Below are 25087 nucleotides of genomic sequence, written 5' to 3'. Positions count from 1 at the left end.
GCGTCGCCTTCACCGGCGTGCTCGCCCACCGGTGCGAACGCGCGCGGGCAGCCAGGGCAGTTCCGCCGCCGTGCGCAGCATCGGCAGTACGGGGGTGCGCAGGCCCACGGCGAAGTCCTCGCGCCAGGTGGTGCGGCCGTCCAGGAAGCGGAGCATCCGCTCCGGCCCCACCTCCCGGAACAGTTGGGTGAAGAACCGCGCCCCGTCCACCCGTCCGGTGGCGAGCGCGCGCAGCATGACGCCGTCCATGGCCCGGGAGCGGGCCGGGTAGGCGGGCGGCGGCAAGGGGGTGCGGCCCCGCGCCCAGGCGTCGGCGACGGCCGCGCTCTGCCGCTGCACGGCGGCGAAGGTGTAGCCGGTGGACGGCCGGGTGGCGCCGCCCGCGGTGCCGATGAGGAAGGCCGACGAGCCGGTCCGGCGCGGGAAGCGGGCGTCGGTCATCGGGATCACCCCCTGTTCGACGCCGGTCACCTCGAACGCGCCCAGGCCCAGGACCCGGGAGGTGTAGTGCCGCAGGGCCCGCTCGTATCCGGCGTCGTCCAGCGGCTGCGGGGAGAACTCCGTGTACTCCACCAGCGCTTCGTGCGGACTGAGCGGCAGCACGTAGCCGAAGGACAGCCCGCGCGCGGGCTGCGGGGTGCGGAAGTCCATCAGGTCGGCGGTGGCGGGGTCGAAGGACGGCTGCCGGGTGCGGACGAACCAGCCCCGGAAGTGCTGGAGCAGCAGCGTGCGGGACGGAGGCAGGGCGTGCGGCGGGCGCGAGTCGAACACCCACCGGGCCCGCAGCCGCAGCGGCGTGCCCTGCGCGGTCGTGCCGTGCACCTGGGCGCCGGGGCGCAGGTCGTCGATGCGGTCGACGGTCGCGGTCACCCGGCGCAGCTGCGGCGAGGCGTCGAGCCGGGCGCCCACCAGCCGCTCGAAGTCCGAGGAGCGCAGCATCTTGTACCGCGAGGGAGCCAGCGGGCAGTGCACCTCGTCCCCGTCGCGCCCGCGCAGCCGCAGCCGGTCCCAGGAGGCGCTCAGCACATCGTCGTACTCGCCGCCCGGCCGCTCCCAGAAGCACCAGGTGCGTTCCGGGGGACGCAGCGGGCCCGTCGGCGCGTCGACGAGGGTCACGGTGGGCCGGGCGCGTCCGGCGGGGGATGCCGCGCAGAGCCGGTGGACGAGGGAGAGACCGGCGGCCCCGGCGCCGACGACGGCGATCTCCGTGTCGTACGCGCTGCCGGGCGACGGGTCGTACGAGCTGCTGTGCGAGGTGTCGGACGGGCCGCCTTGCGAGGTCGCGGACGACATGCCGTACGGCGTCTCGGGCGGAGTGTCGCGCGTGGTGCCGGACGGGGCGGCGGGCGGGTGCGGCTGCGGCTGCGGGGGTTCGTGCGGTGGTGACAAGGTACGCGTCCGTCCCTTCCTGATCGCGCGGGCCGAAGACCGGTCGTCCAGCATTCCGCACGGACGGGGCGTTCGGATGCACGTGAACCGGGCGCGTTGAGGCGGGCGTGGTGCGGCGGACGCCGCCCCCGGCAGCCGAAACGTTCATGCGTCGGTTTTGGTGCGCTCCTCCTCGGACGCCGTCCTCGCGGCGGGCACCCGGCCGAAGCTGCCCGCAAGACCGGCCCGCAGAGTGGCCAGCCCGCGGCGGGAATGGCTCTTGACCGTCCCCAGCGGCAGCCCGGTGAGGGCGGCGATCTGGCTCTGCGGGAAGTCGCCGTAGAACGTCAGGCGCAGCACCTGGTACTGGGCGTCGGGCAGCTTCGCCAACTCCTGGGCGACCAGGACCCGGTCGAGCACGTCGTCCTGCCGGAAGTCGGCGACCGGGACGGCTGCGGAGACCCCGACCGCGGCGGCCACCTCCGCGCGGCGGGCGCGCGCCGCCAGTGCGTCGGCGGTCTTGTGCCGGGTGATGCCCACCAGCCAGGCGGCCAGCGGGCCGCGTTCGGGCCGGTAGCCGCCGCGTCCGCGCCAGGCGGCGAGGAACACCTGCTGCGTGACGTCCTCCGCCTCCCGGGGGTCGCCGAGCGCGCGGGAGGCGAGACCGTGCACCAGCGTGCCCCACCTGCGGTACGCCGCCGCCAGGCTCTGCTCGTCCCCGCGCACCAGTCCGTGCGCGATGCCCTCCCACTCCTCGGCCGTCTCCCCCGTCGGCACGTCGACCGCCACCGCCTCCACACGCACCCCCACGTCCTGCGGCCCGCGCCGCTCCCGTTGACAGGCCACAGTGGTCGGGCCGAAGACGGCGAGGCAAAGTGAATCGATGTTGCGTCGTATGCTCGGGCCATGAAACATCCGCCCGTACGGGAGCCGGTCGGCGCTGCCGCGGCGGCGCTGAGCACCGGTGCGGTCGCCCGTCGTCTCGGGGTCGCCCCGACGACGCTGCGCACGTGGCACCGGCGCTACGGCATCGGTCCGGCGGGCAAGGGCGGGCAGCACAGGCGGTGGGGTGCCCGTGACGTGGAAGTGCTGGAGCGGATGTGCCGCCTGACCGCATCGGGCGTTCCGCCCGCCGAAGCGGCCCGCGCCGCGCTCGCGGCACCGTCGGGCACGCCCGCCACCGGCGCCGACGACCCCGACGCCGGTCCGTCCGCGCTCCCCTCCTCCGCGCCCGCCCCCGGCCGCGCCCGCCCGGCGGCCCGGTCGCTGTCCCGTCCGCTCGCCGAGTCCCGGGGGCTCACCCGGGCGGCGGCCCGGCTCGACGCGCCCGCCGTCGACCGGCTGCTGACGGCGTCGATCGCCGAACGCGGGCTGGTCGCGGCCTGGGAAGACGTGATCATGCCCGCGCTGCACGCGGTGGGCCGCAGGTGGCAGACCTCGGGCGACCGGTACGTCGAGGTCGAACACCTCCTGTCCTGGCACGTCTCCCGGGTGCTCGCGCGCAGCGCCCCACCGCCGCCCGACCGCACGCCGCGCCCGTCCTCTCCGCCGGTGCTGCTCGCGTGCGTACCCGGGGAGATACACACTCTGCCGCTGGAGGCGCTGGCGGCGGCGCTGGCCGAACGGGACGTCGCGGTGAGCATGTTCGGGGCGTCGGTCCCCGTACCCGCCCTGGAGGAAGCGGTGCGCAGGACGGGGCCGGGCACCGTGGTGCTGTGGTCCCAGGCGCGGAGCACCGCGAGCCGTCCGCTCGCCCAGCACCTGGGCTCGATCACCTGGGGGGTACGGGGCGCCAGGACCGGCCCCGCCATGATGCTGGCGGGCCCCGGCTGGGCCGGCCCGCACCTGGCGGGGGCCCTGCGCCCGCGGGGGCTGCGCGAGGCCCTGGACATGCTGCTGCCGTCGGGCGCGCCGCACTGACGCGGGGGCGGCGGGCTGCCGGGACGAGGTGCGCCCGGCCCGCTCTCCGGGGCCGTTCTCGGGTGCCCGCGCGGCCCCCGCCTCGGGGCCGTCCTCTGAAGCCGGGCCGTCCACAGGTCCGGGGCGTCTCCGTGCCCGGGGCGTCTCCGTGCCCGGGACGTCTCCGTGCCCGGGGGTCGGCGAGCCCCCCGCTCCTGAGCCGCCCGAGCGGTGCTACCGCGAGACCGGCCCGCCGCGCACGTGGGCGCGCAGCCGGTCGACGAAGACCCGCTGGCCCGACACCAGCCGCTCGGCCGCCTGCTCCGGGGTGCACCAGGCGAACCTGTCCATCTCGGGGAACTCCTGCTGCACACCCGACCCGCGCGGCCACTCCAGGAGGAACGTGCCCGGCACGACGGCCGACGGGTCGAGTTCCGCCTCCAGCGCCCATACGACGACCGTCTTGCCGCTCTTCTGGCGGGCCTCGCCGAGCGGGAGCAAGGGTCCGTCGGGGACGGGCAGCCCCAGTTCCTCGACGAACTCCCGGCGGGCGGCGGCCACGGGATCCTCATCGGGTTCGTACTCCCCCTTGGGCACCGACCAGGCCGCCGCTTCCCTTCGCTGCCAGAACGGGCCGCCCATGTGCCCGATCAGCACTTCCACGTCCCGTTCCGCTCCTGCGCCCGTGATGCGGAAGAGGAGGAGTCCGGCGCTGCGCCTGCCCGTCGACATGTCGTCCAGTCTGCGTCCGCCGCGCGCGGCGCGCCCGCCCGTGGCTCGCGGGGCCGCCTCCCGTACGGAGCAACACCGCACCGCCCGGGGGCCCCGTGCCGCGCACAGTGGAGACGGCGGCCCGTACCTCAGCCGGGCTCCACGGTTCCACGACTCCAGGGAGACCCCATGGCCCGCTGTTTCCACCGCCACCCCGCCCCCGGCACGAGTCGCCGGCGCGACCTCGGCCTGCTCGCGCTGCGCGTCGGCACCGGGGCGGCGCTGGCCGCGCACGGCTCGCAGAAGCTCTTCGGCTGGTTCGGTGGCGGCGGCATCGAGGGCACGGGCACCGCGATGGAGGCCATGGGGTTCGCTCCGGGCAGGCAGAGCGCGCTCGCCGCGGGCCTCGGGGAGGCTGGCGGGGGCGCGCTCCTGGCGCTCGGTCTCGCCACCCCGGCCGCCGGGGCGGCTGCCGCGGGCGCCATGGCGGGCGCCGTGGCGGTGCACGCTCCCGCCGGGTTCTTCGCCCAGTCGGGCGGTTACGAGTACCCGGCGTTCCTCGGCTTCACGGCCGCCGCGATCGGTCTCGCGGGCCCGGGACGGTACTCGCTCGACCACGCCACCGGCCACCGTTTCGACCAGCACTGGACGGTGGCCGTCGCCTTCGTGGCCAGCGCGGTCGCCGCGACCGTGGTGGTCGGCAGGCGACAGTGCCGCACGAACGCCGGTACGGGCGACGAGGCTCACTGACCGGGCCCGCCTCCTCGGCGCGGCGGGCGGGGGTACGTGGGCACGGGCGGATCGCTCCCGGGAGTTCAGCGTCCGGTCGAGCCGTCGACGAGTTCGCGCAGGCTGCTGCTGCCCCTGTCCCGCATCCACGGCGTCCCGCCGGACGACCTCGTCGGCGCCCCGCGCACCGGCGACCCCCGGCAGCGCCGACGGCGGGGCGGTCGAGCTCCTGGTTCCGTTCGCCCGCAGGGGCTGCGTGCGCACGTACCGCCCGGCTCCACGCGTCCGTCCCGGGACGGACCCCGCCGGTGAAGGGGGCGCGGGCCCCGTCCGGAACCCCGGTGCGCGGAGCGCGCGTACCCCGTTCGGAAGCGCTGTGTCGCGAGTCACCGCCGGGGGCGGACGGAGCGGGAACACGCGGCGGGGGTCGTGCGTTGAGCCAGGTGTGACCGCGGAGGGGACAGTGTCCCCGGGCCCTACCCGCAGCCCATGGGGAAGATCGTTCGGCTGAAGCCCCATGGAGCCCCTCGCCGAGAGGCGACCGCCCTCCGCGTGTCACACCCTTTGCCGCCCCGGCTGGTCCCCCCCGTCCAGCCGGGGCTCCTTTCTGTCCGCCCGGCGGCCGGGCCTCCGAGGACCGCCGGTCGCGGGCGGCGTCGTCAGGCGGCCGGGTGCCGGTCGGGCCTGGCGCGGCTCGGCAGTTCCGCGTCGGAGGCGGCGGTGAGCTGGGTGGCGAGCGAGGCGAGTCCGGTGGCCAGGGCGCGGCGTTCGTCCACGGGCATGTTGTCGATGGCCCGGTGGAGCATCGTCTCGCGCTGCTCGCGGATGCGCCGCAGGTGCCTCTTGCCCGTGGGGGTGAGCCGCAGGGTGATCTCGCGTCCGCTGCCGGGGCACGGCAGGCGTTCGACGAAGCCGATGGCCTGCAGACGGTCGCACATGCGGGTCACGTTCGGCGGCGAGGAGGCCAGGAGCTGGCACACCGCCCGCATCCGTATGCCGTCCTGGCGGTCGACGACGTACATCAGTCGCAGTTGTGACGTGGAGACGGGAGCGGTCGCCTGTGCCGTGGAGTCCCTGGCGCGCTCCCACATCACGTCGAGGAACTCGGCGATGGTGCCGGCGGACCGGGTGGCGTCCTGGCTGATCGTGCTGGGGACGGCGTCTGGTGAAGGCATGGCTCCCCGGTCGGTGGGTGCTTCTGCCCAGGGGTCGGCGGGGCAGTGGCTCAGCTGTGGCTCTCCGGCCCGGTGGGGCGGGCCGCCGCCTGTTGCTCCTCGGCCTTCGAGGAGTCCGCGGCGGCGGTGGGGGACGACGCCGTGGTGAGGTATTCGAGGGTACCGGTGACGTCCAGCAGGCGGTCCAGTCTCTCGGACCGGTCGTCCAGGTGCAGACGTACCTGCGCCGCGGCGGTCCGCCGGTGGACCATCAGCAGTACGGACAGGCCCAGGGAGTCGACGGAGGTGACTTGGCCGCAGTGCAGATGCAGGTCCCGCAGGTGCGGGCGGGCGGCCAGTCGACGGTCCACCTCGGCCAGGAGCAGGTCGGCGTGGTCGTGGTCGAGAGCGCCGTGGAGCTGGATGCGGACCCGGTGTGCGGAGTCGCTCGTGGTCAGGCGCAGGGGGGCGGGCGGCGAGGTCATACGGGGTTCCCGGCGGTCAGGTGGTCGGCGGCGGGGCGATCGGCGCCCGTGCCGTCCGTGGCGGTGGGGGCCGTCGTGGCGGGTTCGGTGGCGAGTGCGCGTACCGCGCACCCGAGCAGACGGACGGCCCGCGGGAAGTCCTTGAGCTCCTGGGCCAGCAGGTCCAGGGCCGGGGGCAGGCTCCGCGCGGGCACCCCGCGCGCGGTGAGGATCCGCGCGGTCCAGGTGAGGAAGCCGGTGAACAGTTCCTCGTCGCCGAGGTAGAGGGCGGTGGCGAGGAACTCCACGATGTGCGCCAGGTCCTGCGCGGTGCGTTCGCGCTGGAGGTCGTCGTAGGAGCGGACGGCGGGGAACGCGTCGTGCAGGGCGGTGAAGACGGCCCGTACCAGGGCGTCGCTGTTGCGGGTGACCAGGGTGTACTCCTGGTCGGCCAGGTGCGGCAGGTCGTCCAGCTGCTGGTGGTCGGGGTTCGGGCGCGGCAGCGGCCCGCGGGCGAGGAGGTCGGCCGCCGTGCGGGCGTCGGGGGCCCAGGCGTCGGCGCCCAGCAGCGTCGCGTACCGGCCCCCGGGGCCGAAGGCGGCCCCGCCGACGAGCACGGGCACACCGATGGCCTGGCACGCGGTGATCGCCGCGTGCGCGGTGGGCAGCCGGGTCGCGATCGACCCGGACAGCGCGACCGCTTCGGCGTGCGTGGTGTGCAGGTGGGCGATGAGGTGCGGGGCGGGGACCTGGGCGCCGAGGTAGTCGACCTGCCAGCCGCGGAGCTTCAGGACCTCCGCCAGCAGGCGTGCGGGCAGCGCGTGCCATTCGCCGTCGGCGCACGCCACCGTGATCCGGCGTCCGGAGGGCGTGGTGCGGGCGGCGGGATGGGTGCCGAGGGCCGCGACGGCCCGTTCGTTGATGGCGGTCGCGGCGTGTTCCTGGGCCACGCCGATCCGGTTGGCCGCCCATTCCTCGCCGACCCTGGCCTGCACCACGGCGATGACGTCCAGGAGGACGCTCTCGGGGTCGACGCCCTCGTCGAGGGCGCGCGCCACGACCGCGGTGGCGGCGTACTCGTCCGCCACGGACACGGCCTTCCACAGCCGGTCCGCCCACTCGGCGGGCCTGGTGCGGGCGGGGAGGCGTGAGGGGGTGCGGGTGCTCATGCGGTGAACCTGCCCCGGGTGTGGCCGTCCACCGCACTCAGGTGGTGGGATCGGGGGGCGGAGATCACGACGACGGCCATGTCGTCGTGCCGCCGGTTGCCGAGCCACTGCGCCGCCAGCATCTGGACGTGTTCCGCGATTCCCTCCGACGGCATGCCCGCGCAGTCGGCCAGCGCCCGCTTGAGGCGTTCCTCACCGAACTGGGCGTCGCCCATGGGGCCGCCCCTGGCCTCGGTGATGCCGTCGGTGTACAGCACGCAGGACTCGCCGGGGCCGAGCGTGAGCCGCACGGTCCGGGCGCTGACCCTGGGCATCGCGCCGACCAGGGTGCCGCGGGTGTCCGCCTCCTCGACGCTGCCGTCGGCGCGGACGATCAGCGGGGCGGGGTGGCCGCCGCTGGTGAGCCTGAGGTCCACCTCGTTGCCCCGGCGCACCGCGGAGGCCAGGACCAGGGTCGCGAACCGGGTGTGCTGGGAGTTCAGCAGTGCCGTGTTGAGCAGGTTCAGCATCCGCTCGTGGTCGTCGGCCAGCGGCAGCAGGGCGTGCAGCGTGTTGCGGATCTTGCCGGTCAGGACGGCGGCCTCCAGCCCCTTGCCGCACACGTCCCCGAGGGCGACCAGGGACGCCTCGCCCTCCACCGGCGCGGGGTGGACGTCGTAGAAGTCTCCGCCGATCCGCTCGTCGTCCGCCGAGGGCCGGTAGTGCCCGGCGAAGTCCACCCCGGAGATCTGGTGCAGCCTCGGCGGCAGGAGTTCCCGCATGAGGACTTCGGTGAGGGCGGTCTGCTCCGCGTACAGCCGGGCGGCCGACATCGCGGCGCCCGAGCGGGCGGCGAAGAGTCGGGCGAAGACCTCTTCCTCGCCGGTGAAGGCGGCGCTGTCGGCCTTGCGCAGCAGGACCAGGGCACCGGCCGCGACGCCGTGGCCGGGCAGCGGGGTGATCACTATCGAGCCGACGGGCCCGAAGTCGTCGGGAACCATCCACTCCGGTGCGGTCGAGGGGTCGATCCAGCGCGAGGGCACCGGCGGGAAGCCGCGCAGCGCTTCGCCCAGGCCCGGTACGTCGTCCGGGTCCACGGTCTCCTGGGCGAGGGCGGGCGTGCCGCCGCGCACACAGGTGACCACGGGCAGCCGGCTCCCGCGCGACGGCGCGATGGCGAGCGCCGCGTCCGCGAGGTGCTCGGCCGCCATGTGCGCGGTGACGTCCATGCAGCGTCCCAGGTTGAGGGAGGAGAGCAGGACGTTGGACGCCTTGGCGAGGAACGCGGTGCGCTCCCGCTCCAGGTGCAGCGCCTCGCGGGCGAGGTGGCGGTCGGTGTCGTCGACGAGCCACCATGCGACCGCGCCGTCGTCCCGTACGCCGGGATGCGCTTCGTAGTGGCGCCCGTCGATCTCGCCGCGGTGCGGTGCGTCGTCCTCGGAGGCGGTGTGCGGGGCCCCGCTCCGCAGGGCGCGGTGCGCCTCGGCGAGCCAGGCCGGGGCCACGGCGGTCAGGGGGGCGCCGGGGTCCGCCCGGGGCAGGAGGGCGCCGGCGGCGTCGTTGCGCTGCACGACGGTGTCATGGGCGTCGGCGACCAGGACCGGGTAGGGGGCACGGTCCCACGGGAAGTCCGGCTTCGGTGTGACGACAGTCTGCGCTTGGCTGAAACCCAAATAACGAGGACCCGCTGCGCGAATCCCTCACCTCATCAACTCGACGGAACGTTGCCTTCCAGCAACCTTCCCTCACTTCGTTGCCTTCTGGCAACCGACCCCGTCGCCGCACCGCCCCGACCGGCGCCCGTGCGGCGTCTCCGCCCGGCCCACCCGCACACCGGGGCCGAAAAAGCAAAAGGGCAGGGAGAGCACTCCCTGCCACTCACAACCTATAGCGCGGCCGGGGGCTTGCCGCAAGGCCCCGCTCATGGAGCAGAATCGTCCGGCACGGCCGCCACCTGCGAAAACGGGATGGCTGCCGGGAGAAAGAAGACCGCCAGGACGGGAAACGGGGATCAAGGCATGCACGAGAAGTCCGGCAGTACCCAGAACAGCGGTGACCCGCACGCACACCACGACACAACGAAACAGGGCCGCCCGACGCGGGACGCCGCAGATCACCGGTACGTGGTGGATCTCCACGAGGTGGACGCGACGCGGCTCGCACTCGTCGGCGGCAAGGGCGCGCACCTGGGCGAGCTGTCACGGATCGACGGCGTCCGCGTTCCCGGGGGCTTCTGCGTGACGACCGAGGCGTTCCGGCGGACGGTGGCGCGGGCGCCGTCGGTCGCCGCCCGGCTCGACCGGCTCTCGCGCGTGGATCCGGACGACCGGGAGGCCGTCCGCACGCTCAGCGCGGAGATCCGCCGGACGATCGAGGAGATCCCGCTCCCGGACTGGCTCGCCGCGTCGATCACCCGCGCCCTCGGCCGGCACGGCGAGGAGGCCGCCTATGCCGTACGTTCCAGCGCGACGGCGGAGGACCTGCCGACGGCGTCCTTCGCCGGGCAGCAGGACACGTATCTGAACATCGTGGGCACCGAAGCGGTCCTCCGGCACGTCAGCCGGTGCTGGGCGTCCCTGTTCACCGAACGGGCGGTGACCTACCGCCGGCAGAACGACATCGACGACCGCGGGGTGCACATGGCCGTGGTCGTCCAACGGATGGTCCTCCCCCGTGCGTCCGGCATCCTGTTCACGGCCGACCCCGTCACCGGCGACCGGAGGGTCACCACCGTCGACGCGGGCTTCGGCCTCGGCGAGGCGCTGGTCTCCGGCCTGGTGAACCCGGACGTCTTCAAGGTGCGCGACGGCGAGATCGTCGAGCGGACGATCGCCGCCAAGCAGCGCGCCGTGCACGCCCTGCCGGGCGGCGGTACGCAGGAAGTGGTGCTGGACGCGCGGGAACAGCGGCTGCCGGCCCTGACGGATGACCAGGTCGTACGGCTCGCACAGCTCGGGCGGCGCGTCGAAGCGCATTTCGGCCGTCCGCAGGACATCGAGTGGTGTGTGGCCGACGAGGACTTCCAGATCGTGCAGAGCCGCCCGATCACCACGTTGTTCCCCGTGCCCGAGGCCGATGACCAGGACAACCACGTCTACGTCTCCGTGGGCCACGGACAGATGATGACCGATCCCATGAAGTCCCTGGGGGCCTCCATGTGGCAGCTGACGGCCCTGGTGCCGATGCAGGAGGCGGGGGGCCGGCTGTTCGTGGACGTCGCCGCGCGCCTTGCCTCGCCCGCGGGCCGGGACGGTCTCCTGGACGCCATGGGAAAGGCCGATCCGCTGGTCAGGGACGCGCTGGAGACCGTCCTGGACCGCGGCGACTTCGTCCCGGTGCTCCCGGACGCGGTCCCCGCCCGCCCGCCGGCCGGCGGGGCGCCCGCCCCGATCGACACCGACCCGGCGATCGTCGCCGGACTCGTCGAGCGGAGCGAGGCGTCCGTCGCCGCTCTGGAGCGCGAGATCCGCGCCAAGAGCGGACCGGCGCTTTTCGACTTCCTGCTGGAGGCGTTCGAGGAGCACAAGCGGGTACTCAGCGACCCGCTGAGCATGCAGGTGATCATGGCGGGGACGGAGGCCACCTGGTGGCTCAACGACAGGCTCCAGGAGTGGCTGGGGGAGAAGAACGCCGCCGACACGCTCACCCTGTCCGCCCCCGGCAACATCACGTCCCAAATGGGGCTTTCCCTGCTCGACGTCGCGGACGCGGTCCGTCCGCACCCGGAGGTGGTCGCGTACCTCGGGAGCGTCGAGGACGATGACTTTCTGGACGGACTGGCGAGCCTCCCCGGCGGGGCCGGGGCCCGCGACGCGATCGAGACCTACCTCGACCGGTACGGCATGCGCTGCGTCGGCGAGATCGACATCACGAGGCCGCGCTGGCGCGAACGCCCCAGCACCCTCCTGCCCGTCCTCCTCGACCACGTCCGGAACTTCGAACCGGGCGCCGCCGCACGGCACTTCGCACAAGGGCTGCACCGGGCGCAGGCGAAGGAGCAGGACGTGCTCGCCCGGCTGCGGGCCCTGCCGGAGGGCGACCGCAAGGCCGACGAGACCCAGCGGATGATCGACCGGGTGCGCACCTTCGTCGGATACCGCGAGTACCCGAAGTACGGCATCATCAGCCGCTACTTCGTCTACAAGCAGGCCCTGCTGGCGGAGGCCGACCGCCTCGTACGGGCAGGCGTGCTGCCGGACCGGGAGGACGCCTTCCACCTCACGTTCCAGGAGTTCCACGAGGCCGTGCGCACGAACCGGGTGGACCTCGGGCTCGTCGAACGGCGCAAGGAGGCGTTCCGGGCGTACCACGCGCTGACCCCGCCCCGGGTGCTGACCTCCGACGGCGAGGCCCTCACCGGGGCGTACCGGCGCGACGACGTGCCGGACGGCGCACTGGTCGGCGTACCGGTTTCCGCCGGGACGATCGAGGGCCGGGCCCGCGTCGTGCTCGACATGGCGGACGCCGACCTGGAGGCGGGCGACATCCTCGTCACCGCGTTCACGGACCCGAGCTGGTCGCCCCTGTTCGTCGGCATCGCGGGCCTGGTGACGGAGGTCGGCGGCCTGATGACCCACGGCGCGGTGATCGCGCGGGAGTACGGCCTGCCCGCCGTCGTCGGCGTGGAAGCGGCCACCCGCCTGATCCGCGACGGCCGACGCATCCGGGTGCACGGAACAGACGGTTACGTCGAACTCCTGCCCTGACAGGGGGTGGGGCCGCCGCTCCACGGGCCGCCGCTCCACGGACCGCCGCTCCACGGGCCGTCGCTCTACGGGCCGTCGCCCAGCAACTCGCCCAGGCGGTCGGCGAATTCGGTCAGCCAGTCCAGTTGCGGTCCGCTGCGGGCGATGCGGAAGCCGTGGCGGCGGCCCCAGAAGGCGGCCTGGACGGCGTGGAACTGGGCCCACCGCCGGACGCGTTCGCGGTCGAGCTGCGCCGCGTCGGCGAAGACGGACAGGGCGTGGTGGGCGGCCTTGTGCAGGTCGTCGGCTTCGAGGAGGGAGAGCGCGCGGGCCTTCAGCAGGGTGCCGGCGTCGTAGGCGGGGTCCCCGACGTACCCCTTGGGGTCGACGGCCAGCCACGGCTCCCGGTCGGCGCGCAGGATGTTCCCGGCGTGGAAGTCGCCGTGCAGGAGGGTGTCGGGCTGGTCCGCGCCCAGTTCGCGGACGGTCGCCACGGTGGCCTCCACGGTCCGGCGCGGCAGCGTGTGCGACAACTCCGCCGCATCGCGCCGCAGTTGTTCCTCCCAGGCACCGGCCTGCTCGGACAGCCGGGGCAGGCCGGGGGGTGCGGGGACGGTCAGGCGGCGGTGCAGCCGCCCGGCGGTCTCCAGCACCTCGTCGCCGTCCGGGCCGGCCGCCGCCTGCGCCAGCGTCGTCGGCCGGGCTCGTTCCAGCAGCATCGCGAACCGCTCGTCGTCGCGCCGGTGCAGCAGGACGGCACCGCGCCCGCCCCACGCGAGGAACGCGTCCGGCTCGTGGACGTTGCCGGGATGCGGGAAGGACACCTTCAGCACGGCGCGTTCCCCGCCCGGCCGGCGTACCGGCACGACGACGCCGACGCCGCCGTGCAGGGTCTCGCCGTCCGGCACGCACCCCCACTGCTCCAGCAAGTCCTCGATGATCCCGGGGAGTTCGGCGAGCCACGCCGTACCGGCCTCCCCCTCGCGGTCGACGGTGGTCCGTACGAACTGCTGCGGTATCGCCCTCATTCCCGGCACCTTACGCGCCGCCGCTGAACCGTACGGGGCGGGCGGCGCCCGTACGACGGTCGCGTGGGCGCGAAGTCGTCGGGCGTGGGTCGTCGGGCGCGGACCCTCAGGCGTTGGTCGTCCGCACAGGCCGGGGGCCGGGGCGGTGTGCCGGTGACCCGTTCGCGGGCGAGTGCCTTCACCGGCGGGCCGGGCCGTGTTCTCGTGGCCTCCTCCCCGCCCGCCTCGAACGTCCCGGAGAGCACATGGCCGCCCACGCCCCCGCCCGTCGCGGAGCCGATCGTGTCCGGGGGTGACACCCAGGGAGCCGTCCTGATCAGCTTCCTGCTCCTCGTGGTGGCCGCTCTCTTCGCCTGCCTGCTGCTCGGGCCGCAGCGGGAGGAGGCCGAGAACTTCTACATCGGCCGGCGGAAGAACAAACCCGTGCGCAACGGCCTCGCGCTGGCCGGGGACTACATCTCGTCGGCCACCGTGGTGGGCACGGCCGGGTCCGTGGCGCTGATGGGGTTCGACGGTCTGTTCGTCGCGGGCAGTACGGTGGCCGCGCTCGCCGTCATGGCGCTGCTCGCCGGTCCGCTGCGGGCCCGTGGGCGGTACACGCTCGCCGACGTCTTCGCGGACCGGGCGCCGGGGACGGCCGTGCGGGTCGCCGCGGCGGTCGTGACCTTGCTGGTGTGCCTGCTCTACTTCGTCGTCCAGTTGTCGGCGGTCGCCCTGGTGACGGCGCAGCTCCTGGGCCTGGAGGCGGTCGGCGCGCAGCGGGCGATAGCCGTGATGATCGGCGTGCTGATCGCCTGCGCCACCGCCGTCGGGGGGATGCGCGGGGCGACCGCGTTGCAGGCCGCGAAGACGGTCATCGTCCTCGTCGCGCTGCTCCTCGTCGTCGGCGCGCTCCTCGTCCGCTTCGACTGGAACCCGCTCGTCCTGCTGGAGGCCGCGCAGGCGCACAACGGGTCGGGGTCCGCGTACTTCCGCCCCGGCCTCCTCCAGGCGTCCAACCCCAGTGCGAGCTGGACCTTCGACTTCGTGGGGCTCCAGCTCAGCATCGTGCTCGGGGCGGCGGTCATGCCGCATGTCGTGATGCGGCTGCACGCGACCCCCGACCCCACGGCGGCACGCCGGTCCGTGCGCGCGGCGCTGGTCGTCGTGACGGTCGTCGTCGCGTGCACGGTGGTGATCGGCCTGGGTACGGCGGCGAGCGTCGGCGGCGCGAAACTGGCCGCGGTGAGCCCCGGAGGGACGGGGGCGCTCATGCTGGTCACCGGGACGCTCGCCGGCGGGCCCGGTTCCGCGTCCGGGGCGGCGCTCTTCGTCCTGGTGTCGACCGCGGTCTTCGCGACCTCCCTCGCCGTCATCGCGGGCCTGACCCTGACGGCGTCCGCAGCGGTCGGGCACGACCTGTACCGGCAGGCCCTGCGCCGGGCGGAGAGTGCCGACAGGGGGGCGGAGATCAGCACCGCGCGCTGGGGCGCGGCGGCGGTCAGCGCGGTCGGCATCTCCCTGACGTACGCGGCCCTGGACTGGAACATCCAGATGTTCAGCTGGGTCGCCCTCGCCGTGGCCGCCTCCAGCCTGCTGCCCGCGCTCGTCCACACCCTGTTCTGGGGCCGCTTCACCGAACGCGGTCTGCTGTGGACGCTCGTCGGCGGGTCCGGCTGCGTCGTCGTCCTGCAGACGTTCACCCCGATGGTCTCCGGTCTGCCCTCGTCCTTCCTCCCGCATGCCGACTTCGCCTGGCTGCCCTTCCAGTCCGTCGCCCTCCTCTCCGTGCCGTGCGGCTTCCTGCTGGGCTGGCTGGGCAGCGTGACGGACCGACGGGCGCTCAGCGGGGGGACGCGCCCAGGGCCCGCAGCAGGAAAGGTCTCAGTTCGGTGATCATGGCTTCGCCCGCGGGCGGCGGGGGGCCTGCGTCCTGACCGGGGGCGGCCGGCTCCGGCGGCGGGGTGAGGAAGACCCGGCTGACCATGGCGCCGACCACGAGGTCGGCCAGGACGCGCGGGTTCTGCGCGGGCGGGATCTCGCGCCGGGCGACGGCCCGTTCCAGCAGGGCGGCGGCGCGGTCGCGTACGGGCTGGACGACGGCGTCGTCCAGGACCCGGGCCAGCGCCGGGTTGTGCGCGGATTCGCCGATGAGGACGTGCAGGAGCCGGCCGCCCGGTCCGTCGAGCGTGCGGGCCTTGTCGGTGAGGAGCTCGGTGAGGTCGCCGTGCAGGGATCCGGTGTCCTGCCCGGGGCCCAGGTCGTGGGCCCAGCGGACGGCGGTGCCGACGACCAGGTCGTCCTTGGACTTCCACCGCCGGTAGAGGGTCGCCGTGGAGACGCCGGCCCGTTTGGCCACGGCGGACGTGGTGAGGCCGCCGTAGCCCTTCTCGTACAGGACCTCCAGGGTGGCCTCCAGGAGGGCACGGTCCAGGGCTGCGTCCCGGGGGCGGCCCCGGGTGGGAGAGGCGGCGTCGACCGGTGGGATGGGGTTCGTCACATCGTCAGGATATACGAAACGAAACCTTTTCGTTTCCCTTAGGCTCGGGACTCATGAACTCCCCGCACCACACCCCCGCGTCCGAGACCGCCACCTCCACCGACCCCGTCGCCCTGGACGCGCCCCGTCTCGTGGGCCGGCTCCGCGCCACCTTCGCCACCGGCCGCACCAAGCCCCTCGCCTGGCGCCGCGCCCAGCTCGAAGCCCTCCGTTCGCTGCTCGTCGAGCACCAGGAGGCGCTCCTGGCCGCGCTCCACGCCGACCTGGGCAAGGGGCCCGAGGAGGCGTACCGCACCGAGGTCGGCTTCACCGTGAACGAGATCGACCACACCCTCGCCCACCTCGACGAGTGGCTGGCCCCGCGCCCGGTCGCCCTGCCCGACCGGCTGCTGCCCGCCGAGGGCCGCGTCGTACGCGAACCGCTCGGCGTCGTCCTGGTCATCGCCCCCTGGAACTACCCGCTCCAGCTGGCCCTGGCCCCCGTCGTCGGCGCGCTCGCGGCGGGCAACGCGGTGGTCGTCAAGCCCAGCGAACTGGCTCCCGCGACCTCCGCCGCGATCGCCCGCCTGCTGCCGCGCCACCTCGACCCCGACGCGGTGGCCGTGGTCGAGGGCGCCGTTCCGGAGACCACCGCCCTGCTGGAACAGCGCTTCGACCACATCTTCTACACCGGCAACGGCACGGTGGGCCGCATCGTGATGACCGCCGCCGCCAAGCACCTGACCCCCGTCACCCTGGAACTCGGCGGCAAGAGCCCCGTGGTCCTGGACGAGGGCGTCGACCTGGCCGCCGCCGCCCGCCGGATCGTGACGGGCAAGTTCCTCAACGCGGGCCAGACCTGCGTGGCCCCCGACTACGTCCTGGCCGTCGGCGACGCCGCCCGCGCGATCGAGCCGCACCTCGCCGCCGCCGTCACCGAGCTGTACGGCACGGACCCGGCCGCCCGCGCCGAGTACGGGCGCATCGTCAACGACCGGCACTTCGACCGGCTCACCGGCCTGCTGGACAGCGGGCGCACCGTGACGGGCGGCACCCACGACCGTACGACCCGCTGTCTCGCGCCCACGGTGCTCGCGGACGTCCCCGCCGACGCACCGGTGATGCGGGAGGAGATCTTCGGCCCCGTACTGCCCGTCCTCGCCGTGCCCGACCTGGACGCCGCGCTCGCGTTCATCAACGAACGGGACAAGCCCCTCGCGCTGTACGCGTTCACCGACTCGCCGGCCACCAAGCAGCGGCTGCTGGAGGAGACGTCGTCCGGCGCGCTCACCTTCGGCATCCCCGTCGCGCACCTGACCGCTCCGGAACTGCCGTTCGGCGGGGTGGGCGAGAGCGGCATGGGCCGCTACCACGGCGAGTACTCGATCGACACCTTCAGCCACAGCAAGGCGGTCCTGGACAAGCCGCTGCCCGCGACGACCGGCTGACCGGCTTCCCGGGCGCGGGAGGGGGCGGGGCGCGGGCCTAGCTGCTCGTGCCCGCCGTCCCGGCCCGCGTCGCGTCCGCACCCCAGCTGGCGAGCAGGCGCAGCGCCTGGGCCGAGGGGGAGTCAGGTTCCGCGTGGTAGGTCACCAGGGACTGGTCGTGGTCGTCGGGCAGGCGCAGCGTCTCGTACGCGAGGGTCAGCTCGCCCACCAGCGGGTGGTGCATGCGCTTGACCCCGTGGCCCTTCTCGCGCACGTCGTGCGTGGCCCACAGAGTGCGGAACTCCTCGCTCTTCACGGAGAGTTCGCCGACCAGGGCGGAGAGCAGCGGGTCGTTGGGGAAGCAGCCGGCCTCCATCCGCAGGAAGCTCACCATGTCGGATGCCTTCTGCTCCCAGTCCACGAACAGTTCGCGCGCCCCCGGGTGCAGGAAGCAGATCCGTGCCCAGTTCCGTTCCTCGGCTGGCAGGGCCGCCCAGTCGCCGAAGAGGGCCGCGGCCATGCGGTTCCAGGCGAGGATGTCGGAGCGGCGGCCCACCACGTAGGCGGGGACGGAGTCCATCGCGTCCATGAGGTGGTGCAGGGCGGGCCGGGCGTGCTGGGGGCGGGCCTGGCGCTTCCTCTTGTGGTGCTTGGGCTTGGCGAGGTGCGTGAGGTGCGAGTGTTCGGCGTCGGTGAGGCGCAGGGCGCGGGCGATCGCGTCGAGGACCTCCCCGGAGACGTTGCGGCCGTTGCCCTGTTCGAGACGGGTGTAGTACGCGACGGACACGCCCGCGAGCTGGGCGAGTTCCTCGCGGCGCAGGCCGGGGACCCGGCGGTGGCGGCCGAAGTTCGGCAGCCCGACGTCCTCCGGTTGCAGCCGGGCCCGGCGGGTGCGCAGGAACTCGCTGAGTTCGGCGCGGCCGTCGAGCGGCTCGGGGGCGGGGGGAGGGGTCGGCGCGTCGTGCATGGTGTCCAGTATCCAGGGTCGTACGCCCACCAGGGTGTCCCCGCCAGTAGTAGGACCAGTGGTCGTAGGAAAGACGGTGACCTGGGTGAACAGCCGTCCGCCAGGCACGGTGGGGACATGACTGCAACGACCGGCACCACGACCGTTTCCGCCTACGCCGCACCGTCCGCCAAGGCTCCCCTGGAGCGGACCACCGTTCCGCGCCGCCCGGTGGGCGCCTCCGACGTACTCATCGACATCAAGTACGCGGGCATCTGCCACTCGGACATCCACCAGGCGCGCGACGGCTGGGGCGAGGGCATCTTCCCGATGGTCCCGGGCCACGAGATCGCCGGGATCGTCACCGAGGTCGGCCCGGACGTCACCCGGTTCACCGTGGGCGACCGGGTCGGCGTCGGCTGCATGGTCGACTCCTGCCGCGAGTGCGTGAACTGCGAGGCGGGACTGGAGCAGTACTGCCTTCAGGGCAACGTCGGCACGTACAACGCCCTCGACAGGAACGGCGAGCCCACCTACGGCGGCTACTCCACGCACATCGTCGTCGACGAGGCGTTCACCGTGCGCATTCCCGACGGCCTCGCCCTGGACGTCGCCGCGCCGCTGCTGTGCGCGGGCATCACCACGTACTCCCCGCTCGCCCACTGGAACGCGGGCCCCGGCAAGAAGGTCGCCGTCGTCGGGCTCGGCGGTCTCGGGCACATGGCCGTCAAGATCGCGCACGCGATGGGCGCCGAGGTCACCGTCCTGTCGCAGACCCTGCGCAAGAAGGACGACGGGCTGAAGCTGGGCGCCGACCACTACTACGCGACCGGCGACGAGTCGACCTTCGAGCAGCTCCGGGCGAGCTTCGACCTGATCGTCTCCACCGTCTCCGCGCCGCTCCCGCTGGACAAGTACCTCGGTCTGCTGCGGACGGACGGCGCCATGGTGAACGTCGGCGCTCCCGAGGAGCCCGTCTCGCTCAACCTGTTCTCCGTCATCGCGGGCCGCAAGACCCTGGCGGGTTCCGGCATCGGCGGCATCCAGGAGACGCAGGAGATGCTGGACTTCTGCGCCGAGCACGGCCTGGGAGCGGAGATCGAGCTGATCGACGCCGACAGGATCAACGAGGCGTACGAGCGGGTCCTGGCCAGCGACGTGCGCTACCGCTTCGTGATCGACGCGTCGACGATCTGAGCCGTACGGCAGGAGCAGCACGCGGTACGGGCTGCGGCGGACGTACGGCGGGGCGGACGCCGACGGCGCCTTCGCCGGTGCGGTGAACCGCTTTCGAGCGGGCCCGGTGCTCGGCACCGGGCCCGCTCGCCGTCGTGTCCGGCGCGTACCGTCACCGGGCCCGCGCCGGTCGCGCCCGCACGGGCCGCCCGGCCCCCTACCGGCCGCGTTCCGCGCCGAGTTCCACCGTCGTCGTCACCCGGGTGAGGGCGGGCCTGCGCGGTACGGAACCGAACCCGAAGGCCACCGGCGGTTCGACCGGCGCGCAGGCGCCCAGATCGTGCGCGTCGTACGTCGCGGACAGCGCGACGACGGGCCGCAGGTCGCGCGCCCCGTACCACTCGCGCCGGCCCCCGCCCGCGCTGCCGCGGGTCCGCACCCCCGCCAGGAACAGCCGGGCGGGCCAATCGATGAGCGCGCTCCACGCGGGGCGGCGGGCCAGGCCACCGGGCACGGCACGCAGAAGGACCCCCAGCGGGCCGCGTCGGCCGACGGTGAAACGCAGGTCCAGCGGACCCGCCGCGACCGCCCAGGTGTCACCCTCGACCCTCACCCGGACCGGGACGACGAGCACGGTGTCGAAGGTGTACGTGCTGCGGATGAACTCCGCCGTCTCCTGGGTCGGGGCCAGCAACAGCCTTTCCCCGTCGGCCCGTTCCAGCATCACGTCGCTGAACGCCCCGTACGGCGAGCGCGGCCAGTGCCCCACCACGACGCGCGTCCCCGAGGTCGTGCCCATCCCCGCGATCCACCCGTCGAAGCGCAGTCTGCGCCGGTCCAGGGCCCTGCGGGGGTTCCGGTTCACCTTGCACACTCCTGCGGTCGGGCGGCTGCGTCAGCGTGCGCCCGACCCTGCCAGAACTCCTCGGGATCGACCGTCCGACGCGGCCCGCGTGACGTCCCGCTCCACCCGTTGCGCGCTCGCCGGGCGGGTCGGACCGCGCGCCCACCGACCGCGTCGTCGGCGAGTCATTGCGGCAGTCGCTCCCGCAGCCAGTGGCGCACCTCGGGGGTGACCGGGTCGACGAGGTCGGCGAACTCGCCGTGCCTGTCCAGGAACTTGGCCACGTACGGGCAGACCGGCACGATGCGCCTGCCCGACGCGCGTACGTCGCTCAGCGCCCGCGCCACCAGGACGGAGGCCAGGCCCTGTCCGGCGAAGGCGTCGTCGACCTCGGTGTGGTGGAAGACGCGCTGGTCGTCGCGGTCACGGTAGGCGGTCAGGCCCGCGGTCGTCCCGCCGACGAGGATCTCGTACCGGTGCGCTTCATCGACCCGCCGGACGGTGGGCGCGGGGACGGCTTCGTCGGTGGGATCGGGCATCGGGGGGCCTTTCGTGGTGGCGGTGGGAGCGAGTCCCCGCGCGTCGGACAGGTGCGCGGTGGTGGCCGACTGCCAGTATCCGCCTCCGTCCGCGGTGCGGGGCAGGGCGTCCTCCGTAGGACGGGCCGAGGCGCGCGCTCCGTCGAACGACCCCTCGGCCGGAGCAATCCCACGGCGTCGGACGGAATATCGGCACGCCGTGTCCGGAACCGACGCGACGCGCAGGTACTCATGATCCATGGGGATGCGGGGCAACCGCGCGCAGCGGTCGCTCCCGCGAACCCCACGGCGCTCCCCACGCGCGCGCCGTACTTCCGTCAAGTCGAGAACGAGGAATGTCACGTGCCCCTGACGACGCACAGACGCCTGGCCATGAGCGCCACCCTGATCGCCGCCCTCGCCTGCGGCCTCGCCCCCGCCACCGCGGTCGCCGCCGCACCCGCGGCCCCCACGGCCCCTGCGGCTCCCGCCACCCCCGCCCCCGACATGGACGGCGTGAACGCCGTCCTGAACGCCGCCATGGCCGAGGGCGCCCCCGGTGCGATGGCCCGCTTCGCCGGTCCCCACGGCGTCCGCACGGCTACCGTCGGCGTTCGCGACCGCGTGTCCGGGGCGCCCATGGACAGCCGGGCACGGTTCCGCATCGGCAGTGTCAGCAAGACCTTCTCCAGCGTCGTCCTGCTCCAACTGGTCGACGAGAAGCGGCTGGAGCTCGACGCGCCGGTCAACCGCTACCTTCCGGGCCTGCTGCCCGACGACCGCATCACGGTCCGTCACCTGCTGACCCACCGCAGCGGTCTGGCCGACTACACCAACGCCATGTTCGACAAGACCGTGCCCGGGTTCGAATCCGTGCGCCACCACGTCTTCACGTACCAGGAGCTGGTCGGCCTGTCGCTGGCCGAGCCCCGCACGACCGAGCCCGGCGCGGCCTACAAGTACTCCAACGCCAACTTCGTCGTCGTCGGCATGCTCATCGAGAAGCTCACCGGGACCCCGGTCGCCCGCCAGTACGAGCGGCGCATCATCAAGCCGCTGAAGCTGCGCAACACCTCCTACGTCCACCCGGAGACCCGGATCGACGGCAGGCACGTGCGCGGCTACCTCCACCCCGACGAGGCGGGGGCGCCGCTCGTCGACTCCACGGAGCAGACCGTCTCCTGGGCCCAGTCGGCCGGCGCGGTCATCTCCGACCCGGCCGACCTGAACACCTTCACGAGCGCGCTGATGCGGGGCCGGCTGCTCTCGCCCCGGATGCTGGACGCGATGACCACGGTCACCCCCACGGACACCACCCAGACCCGCTTCTACGGGCTCGGACTGCGCCGCTACGACCTGTCCTGCGGCACCCAGGTGTACGGGCACACCGGCACCGTGCAGGGCTTCTACACGTACGCCTTCGCCACCCGCGACGGCCGGCGCGCACTCTCCGCCATGGCGAACACCTCGAACCGGGGCTCGGTGAACACCGTGCTCGGCGGGACCCTGGAGGCGGCCTTCTGCGGGAAGAAGCCCGCGGCGGCGTCGGCCAGGACGTCCCGCGCGCTCACCGACCTGCCGGCGGAGGCCGACCTGCCCGAGCGTCGCTGAACCCGGCCCCGGCTGGACCGGGGCGGGCGAGCCGGGGCGGACGGCGCACCTCGCGCATCCCACGGATGCGCGGCGCCGTCCGCCCCGGCCGTTCCCGCGGGCCGCACCGGCGGGGGGCCGGGCACCGCGCCGGACGGAGCGGACGTCTCCGGCGCGCCGTACGTACGCACTGATCACCGACTCGGCCGGCCCGTCGAAGCGCCGACCCTCCCGCCCCGGCCCGCCCGGCGAGGATGCCCGAGGGCCCGCGGAACACGTCGTCGAAGCGCTTCAACAATTTTCCCTCTCCAGCCTTGCCCTTTCGATTCCCGTGCGCTCAAATGGCGTGGGCGGCAGACCCGCCTTCACGACCGGAAGCGATTCGAAAGGCCGTCGAGCCCCGCCCCTGCGCGCGCGGCCGCAGCCGGGCGCCCGAGGAGGCCGATGCCTTCCCCCTTGCCGTCATCCGCCCCGCCGACCTGGACCACTCCTGCTCCCCTGGGAAGATCATGAAGTTCACCGACGGCTTCTGGCTGATGCGCGACGGGGTCACGGCCTCGTACGCCACCGAGGTCCGAGACATCCGCACGCACGCCGACCGGTTCACCGCGTACGCCGCGGTCAAGCGCGTCGAACACCGCGGTGACACCCTCAACTCCCCCCTGCTGACCGCCGATTGCTTCTCCCCCGCCGAGGGCGTCATCGGCGTCCGTCTCACGCACTTCGCGGGCAAGCGCCGACCGGGCCCCGACTTCGAGCTGTCCGGTGCGCCCGCCTCCGCGGGGCGGGTGCGCCGCGACGGGGCCGTGGTCGAGCTGGCGAGCGGCGCCCTGTCCGTACGCCTGGACCCCGCGGCCCCGTGGACGCTGTCCTTCCACGACGCGCAGGGGCGCGAGGTGACGCGGGCCGGCCGCAGGGGAACGGCCTTCGTCACCACCGCCGGCGGCGCGCACCACATGTCGGCCCAACTCGCCCTCGGTGTCGGCGAGCAGGTCTACGGCCTCGGTGAACGCTTCACCCCGTTCGTGAAGAACGGCCAGAGCGTCGACATGTGGCAGGCCGACGGCGGCACCAGCAGCGAACAGGCATACAAGAACGTCCCGTTCAGTCTCCATCTCTCCCCCGCCGGCGCGTACGGGGTGTTCGTCGACCACCCGGGCAGGGTCGGCTACGAGATCGGCTCCGAGTCCGTCGGCCAGATGCAGTTCAGCGTGGAGGACCAGGCACTCACGTACTACGTCGTCGCGGGCCCCACCCCCAAGGACGTGCTGCGCCGCTACACCGCGCTCACCGGCCGCCCCGCACTGCCGCCGGCCTGGTCCTTCGGCCTGTGGCTGACCACGTCGTTCACCACGCAGTACGACGAGGGAACCGTCGCGTCCTTCGTCGACGGCATGGCGGAGCGCGACATCCCGCTGTCCGTCTTCCACTTCGACTGCTTCTGGATGCGCGAGTACCAGTGGTCGGACTTCACCTGGGACCCGGACGTCTTCCCCGACCCGGAGGGGATGCTGGCCCGACTCAGGGAACGGGGGCTGCGGATATCCGTGTGGATCAACCCGTACATCGCCCAGAAGTCCGCCCTGTTCGACGAGGCCGCGCAGCACGGGTACCTGGTGCGGCGGCCGAACGGCGACATCTGGCAGTGGGACCTGTGGCAGGCCGGGATGGGCTTGGTCGACTTCACGAACCCGGACGCCTGCGCCTGGTTCCAGGGGAAGTTGAAGGTCCTTCTCGACCAGGGCGTCGACTGCTTCAAGACGGACTTCGGCGAGCGCGTCCCCACCGATGTCCGCTGGCACGACGGCGCCGATCCGGAGCGCATGCACAACTACTACACGCACCTGTACAACCAGGTCGTCTTCGAACTGTTGCAGAAGGAGCGGGGCATCGGCGAGGCGGTGCTGTTCGCGCGTTCGGCCACGGCCGGGGGGCAGCAGTTCCCGGTGCACTGGGGCGGCGACTGCTGGGCGTCGTTCGGCGCGATGGCGGAGTCGCTGCGCGGCGGGCTCTCGCTGTCGCTGTCCGGCTTCGGCTTCTGGTCGCACGACATCGGCGGCTTCGAGGGCACGCCGGACCCGGCCGTCTTCAAGCGCTGGCTCGCCTTCGGCCTGCTGTCCTCGCACAGCCGCCTGCACGGTTCCAGCTCGTACCGGGTGCCGTGGGCGTTCGGGGACGAAGCGGTGGACGTGACACGGCGGTTCACCCGGCTCAAGCACCGCCTGATGCCGTACCTCTACGGTGCCGCAGCCGAGGCCCACCGGGACGGCGTGCCGCTGATGCGGCCCATGCTCCTGGAGTTCCCCGGCGACCCGACGACCCGCACGCTCGACCGCCAGTACATGCTCGGCCCCGACCTGCTGGTGGCCCCGGTGTTCACGGAGGACGGCGACGTCGAGTTCTACCTCCCCGAAGGAACGTGGACGCATCTGCTGACCGGTGAGCGGGTGCCGGGGCCGGGCTGGCGCCGGGAGAACCACGGCTTCGACAGCCTGCCGCTGTACGTCCGGCCCGGCGCGGTGCTCCCGCTCGGCGCCGACGAGGAGCGCCCCGACGGCGACTGGGCCGACGGCCTCACGTTGCTGGTCGCTCCCGGAACCCAGGACGCCACCGTCACCGTTCCCGACCACGAGGGCCGCACGGCGGCGACGTACCGGGTGACCCGGGACGCGGACGGCGGGGCGGTCACGGTGACCGCGGCCGACGGGGGCACGGTGCCAGGGATCGAGGAGTGGTGAGCGGCTGAGGGTGGCCGCCTCGCCACCGGCCCGTACGTCGTGGACCGGCCCGTAGGCCATGCCGACCGGCCCGTACGCCGTGGGCCCGCCCGTACGCCGTGGGCCGCCACCGTCCGCGTCGACACCGATTCGCCTCGTTCGACCGGTTCGACCATGCACCACGTACCGCGCGCACCGCTCACCGCTCACCGCTCACCGCTCACC

20 protein-coding genes are annotated in these 25087 nt (G+C 73.7%); 8 read left to right on the top strand and 12 right to left on the bottom strand.

Annotated features, from left to right (window positions below):
- Positions 1-9 precede the first annotated feature (9 nt).
- Both ACQPZG_RS02930 and ACQPZG_RS02925 read right to left on the bottom strand, forming a co-directional pair.
- The gene (locus ACQPZG_RS02930) at positions 10-1389 is read right to left on the bottom strand and encodes a lycopene cyclase family protein (RefSeq protein ID WP_433544163.1); all 1380 of its coding nucleotides are present in this window, start codon (positions 1387-1389) and stop codon (positions 10-12) included.
- A 144-nt stretch (positions 1390-1533) separates the two neighbouring features.
- Entirely contained in the window at positions 1534-2166 is a 633-nt protein-coding gene (locus tag ACQPZG_RS02925; RefSeq protein ID WP_433544620.1) for a sigma-70 family RNA polymerase sigma factor, read from the bottom strand.
- Between the two features lie 108 nt (positions 2167-2274).
- Here ACQPZG_RS02925 and ACQPZG_RS02920 point away from each other — a divergent pair, with 108 nt between their 5' ends.
- Positions 2275-3288: a MerR family transcriptional regulator gene (locus ACQPZG_RS02920; RefSeq protein WP_433544162.1), complete on the top strand. Its 1014-nt coding sequence runs from the start codon at positions 2275-2277 to the stop codon at positions 3286-3288.
- Positions 3289-3501: 213 nt separating this feature from the next.
- On the opposite strand, the gene ACQPZG_RS02915 is transcribed toward ACQPZG_RS02920, so the two are convergent.
- Complete coding sequence (locus tag ACQPZG_RS02915; RefSeq protein ID WP_433544161.1) at positions 3502-3999, bottom strand: NUDIX domain-containing protein; 498 nt, start codon at positions 3997-3999, stop codon at positions 3502-3504.
- A gap of 168 nt (positions 4000-4167) precedes the next feature.
- On the opposite strand from ACQPZG_RS02915, the gene ACQPZG_RS02910 reads away from it, so the two are divergent.
- Positions 4168-4728, top strand: a complete 561-nt coding sequence (locus ACQPZG_RS02910) for a DoxX family protein (RefSeq protein ID WP_433544160.1) — start codon at positions 4168-4170, stop codon at positions 4726-4728.
- Between the two features lie 638 nt (positions 4729-5366).
- On the opposite strand, the gene ACQPZG_RS02905 is transcribed toward ACQPZG_RS02910, so the two are convergent.
- Genes ACQPZG_RS02905 through ACQPZG_RS02890 form a run of 4 tightly spaced genes read right to left on the bottom strand, consistent with a single transcriptional unit; the run spans position 5367 to position 9044 of the window.
- Positions 5367-5882 (bottom strand): MarR family winged helix-turn-helix transcriptional regulator, encoded by a 516-nt coding sequence (locus tag ACQPZG_RS02905; RefSeq protein WP_433544159.1) that lies wholly within the window; start codon positions 5880-5882, stop codon positions 5367-5369.
- Positions 5883-5932: 50 nt separating this feature from the next.
- On the bottom strand, positions 5933-6346 hold the full coding sequence (locus tag ACQPZG_RS02900; protein WP_433544158.1) for an STAS domain-containing protein: 414 nt from the start codon (positions 6344-6346) through the stop codon (positions 5933-5935).
- Entirely contained in the window at positions 6343-7494 is a 1152-nt protein-coding gene (locus ACQPZG_RS02895; protein WP_433544157.1) for a cobalamin B12-binding domain-containing protein, read from the bottom strand. The genes ACQPZG_RS02900 and ACQPZG_RS02895 overlap by 4 nt, the downstream gene beginning before the upstream one ends.
- Positions 7491-9044, bottom strand: a complete 1554-nt coding sequence (locus ACQPZG_RS02890; protein ID WP_433544619.1) for a PP2C family protein-serine/threonine phosphatase — start codon at positions 9042-9044, stop codon at positions 7491-7493. Before ACQPZG_RS02890 ends, ACQPZG_RS02895 begins: the two co-directional genes overlap by 4 nt.
- Positions 9045-9491: 447 nt before the next feature.
- Between ACQPZG_RS02890 and rph the strand changes: the two genes are divergently transcribed.
- Entirely contained in the window at positions 9492-12179 is a 2688-nt protein-coding gene (gene rph / locus ACQPZG_RS02885) for a rifamycin-inactivating phosphotransferase (protein ID WP_433544156.1), read from the top strand.
- 65 nt (positions 12180-12244) lie between these two features.
- Here rph and ACQPZG_RS02880 read toward each other — a convergent pair whose 3' ends face one another.
- Complete coding sequence (locus tag ACQPZG_RS02880; protein ID WP_433544155.1) at positions 12245-13186, bottom strand: aminoglycoside phosphotransferase family protein; 942 nt, start codon at positions 13184-13186, stop codon at positions 12245-12247.
- Between the two features lie 282 nt (positions 13187-13468).
- On the opposite strand from ACQPZG_RS02880, the gene ACQPZG_RS02875 reads away from it, so the two are divergent.
- Positions 13469-15061 (top strand): sodium:solute symporter family transporter, encoded by a 1593-nt coding sequence (locus ACQPZG_RS02875; RefSeq protein WP_433544154.1) that lies wholly within the window; start codon positions 13469-13471, stop codon positions 15059-15061.
- Here the strand turns inward: ACQPZG_RS02875 and ACQPZG_RS02870 are convergent.
- Complete coding sequence (locus ACQPZG_RS02870; RefSeq protein ID WP_433544153.1) at positions 15009-15665, bottom strand: TetR/AcrR family transcriptional regulator; 657 nt, start codon at positions 15663-15665, stop codon at positions 15009-15011. The two genes, ACQPZG_RS02875 and ACQPZG_RS02870, sit on opposite strands and share 53 nt — an antisense overlap.
- Before the next feature lie 53 nt (positions 15666-15718).
- Between ACQPZG_RS02870 and ACQPZG_RS02865 the strand changes: the two genes are divergently transcribed.
- On the top strand, positions 15719-17092 hold the full coding sequence (locus ACQPZG_RS02865; protein ID WP_433544152.1) for an aldehyde dehydrogenase family protein: 1374 nt from the start codon (positions 15719-15721) through the stop codon (positions 17090-17092).
- A 37-nt stretch (positions 17093-17129) separates the two neighbouring features.
- Here ACQPZG_RS02865 and ACQPZG_RS02860 read toward each other — a convergent pair whose 3' ends face one another.
- A complete protein-coding gene (locus ACQPZG_RS02860) occupies positions 17130-18038 on the bottom strand; it encodes a helix-turn-helix domain-containing protein (protein WP_433544151.1) in 909 nt (302 codons plus the stop codon).
- A 117-nt stretch (positions 18039-18155) separates the two neighbouring features.
- Between ACQPZG_RS02860 and ACQPZG_RS02855 the strand changes: the two genes are divergently transcribed.
- Complete coding sequence (locus ACQPZG_RS02855; protein ID WP_433544150.1) at positions 18156-19214, top strand: NAD(P)-dependent alcohol dehydrogenase; 1059 nt, start codon at positions 18156-18158, stop codon at positions 19212-19214.
- A gap of 196 nt (positions 19215-19410) precedes the next feature.
- On the opposite strand, the gene ACQPZG_RS02850 is transcribed toward ACQPZG_RS02855, so the two are convergent.
- Together ACQPZG_RS02850 and ACQPZG_RS02845 are read right to left on the bottom strand one after the other, a co-directional pair.
- The gene (locus ACQPZG_RS02850) at positions 19411-20034 is read right to left on the bottom strand and encodes a hypothetical protein (RefSeq protein WP_433544618.1); all 624 of its coding nucleotides are present in this window, start codon (positions 20032-20034) and stop codon (positions 19411-19413) included.
- Positions 20035-20222: 188 nt separating this feature from the next.
- Complete coding sequence (locus ACQPZG_RS02845; protein ID WP_433544149.1) at positions 20223-20576, bottom strand: GNAT family N-acetyltransferase; 354 nt, start codon at positions 20574-20576, stop codon at positions 20223-20225.
- Between the two features lie 372 nt (positions 20577-20948).
- Here ACQPZG_RS02845 and ACQPZG_RS02840 point away from each other — a divergent pair, with 372 nt between their 5' ends.
- Together ACQPZG_RS02840 and yicI are read left to right on the top strand one after the other, a co-directional pair.
- Complete coding sequence (locus tag ACQPZG_RS02840; protein ID WP_433544617.1) at positions 20949-22166, top strand: serine hydrolase domain-containing protein; 1218 nt, start codon at positions 20949-20951, stop codon at positions 22164-22166.
- Between the two features lie 488 nt (positions 22167-22654).
- Positions 22655-24883: an alpha-xylosidase gene (gene yicI, locus ACQPZG_RS02835; protein WP_433544148.1), complete on the top strand. Its 2229-nt coding sequence runs from the start codon at positions 22655-22657 to the stop codon at positions 24881-24883.
- Positions 24884-25087 lie beyond the last annotated feature (204 nt).

The sequence above is a fragment of the Streptomyces sp. CA-294286 genome (assembly GCF_050947155.1).
Classification (GTDB): domain Bacteria; phylum Actinomycetota; class Actinomycetes; order Streptomycetales; family Streptomycetaceae; genus Streptomyces.
Note: the sequence above shows the minus strand (reverse complement) of the source record. Positions and strands in the feature narration are given on the sequence as shown.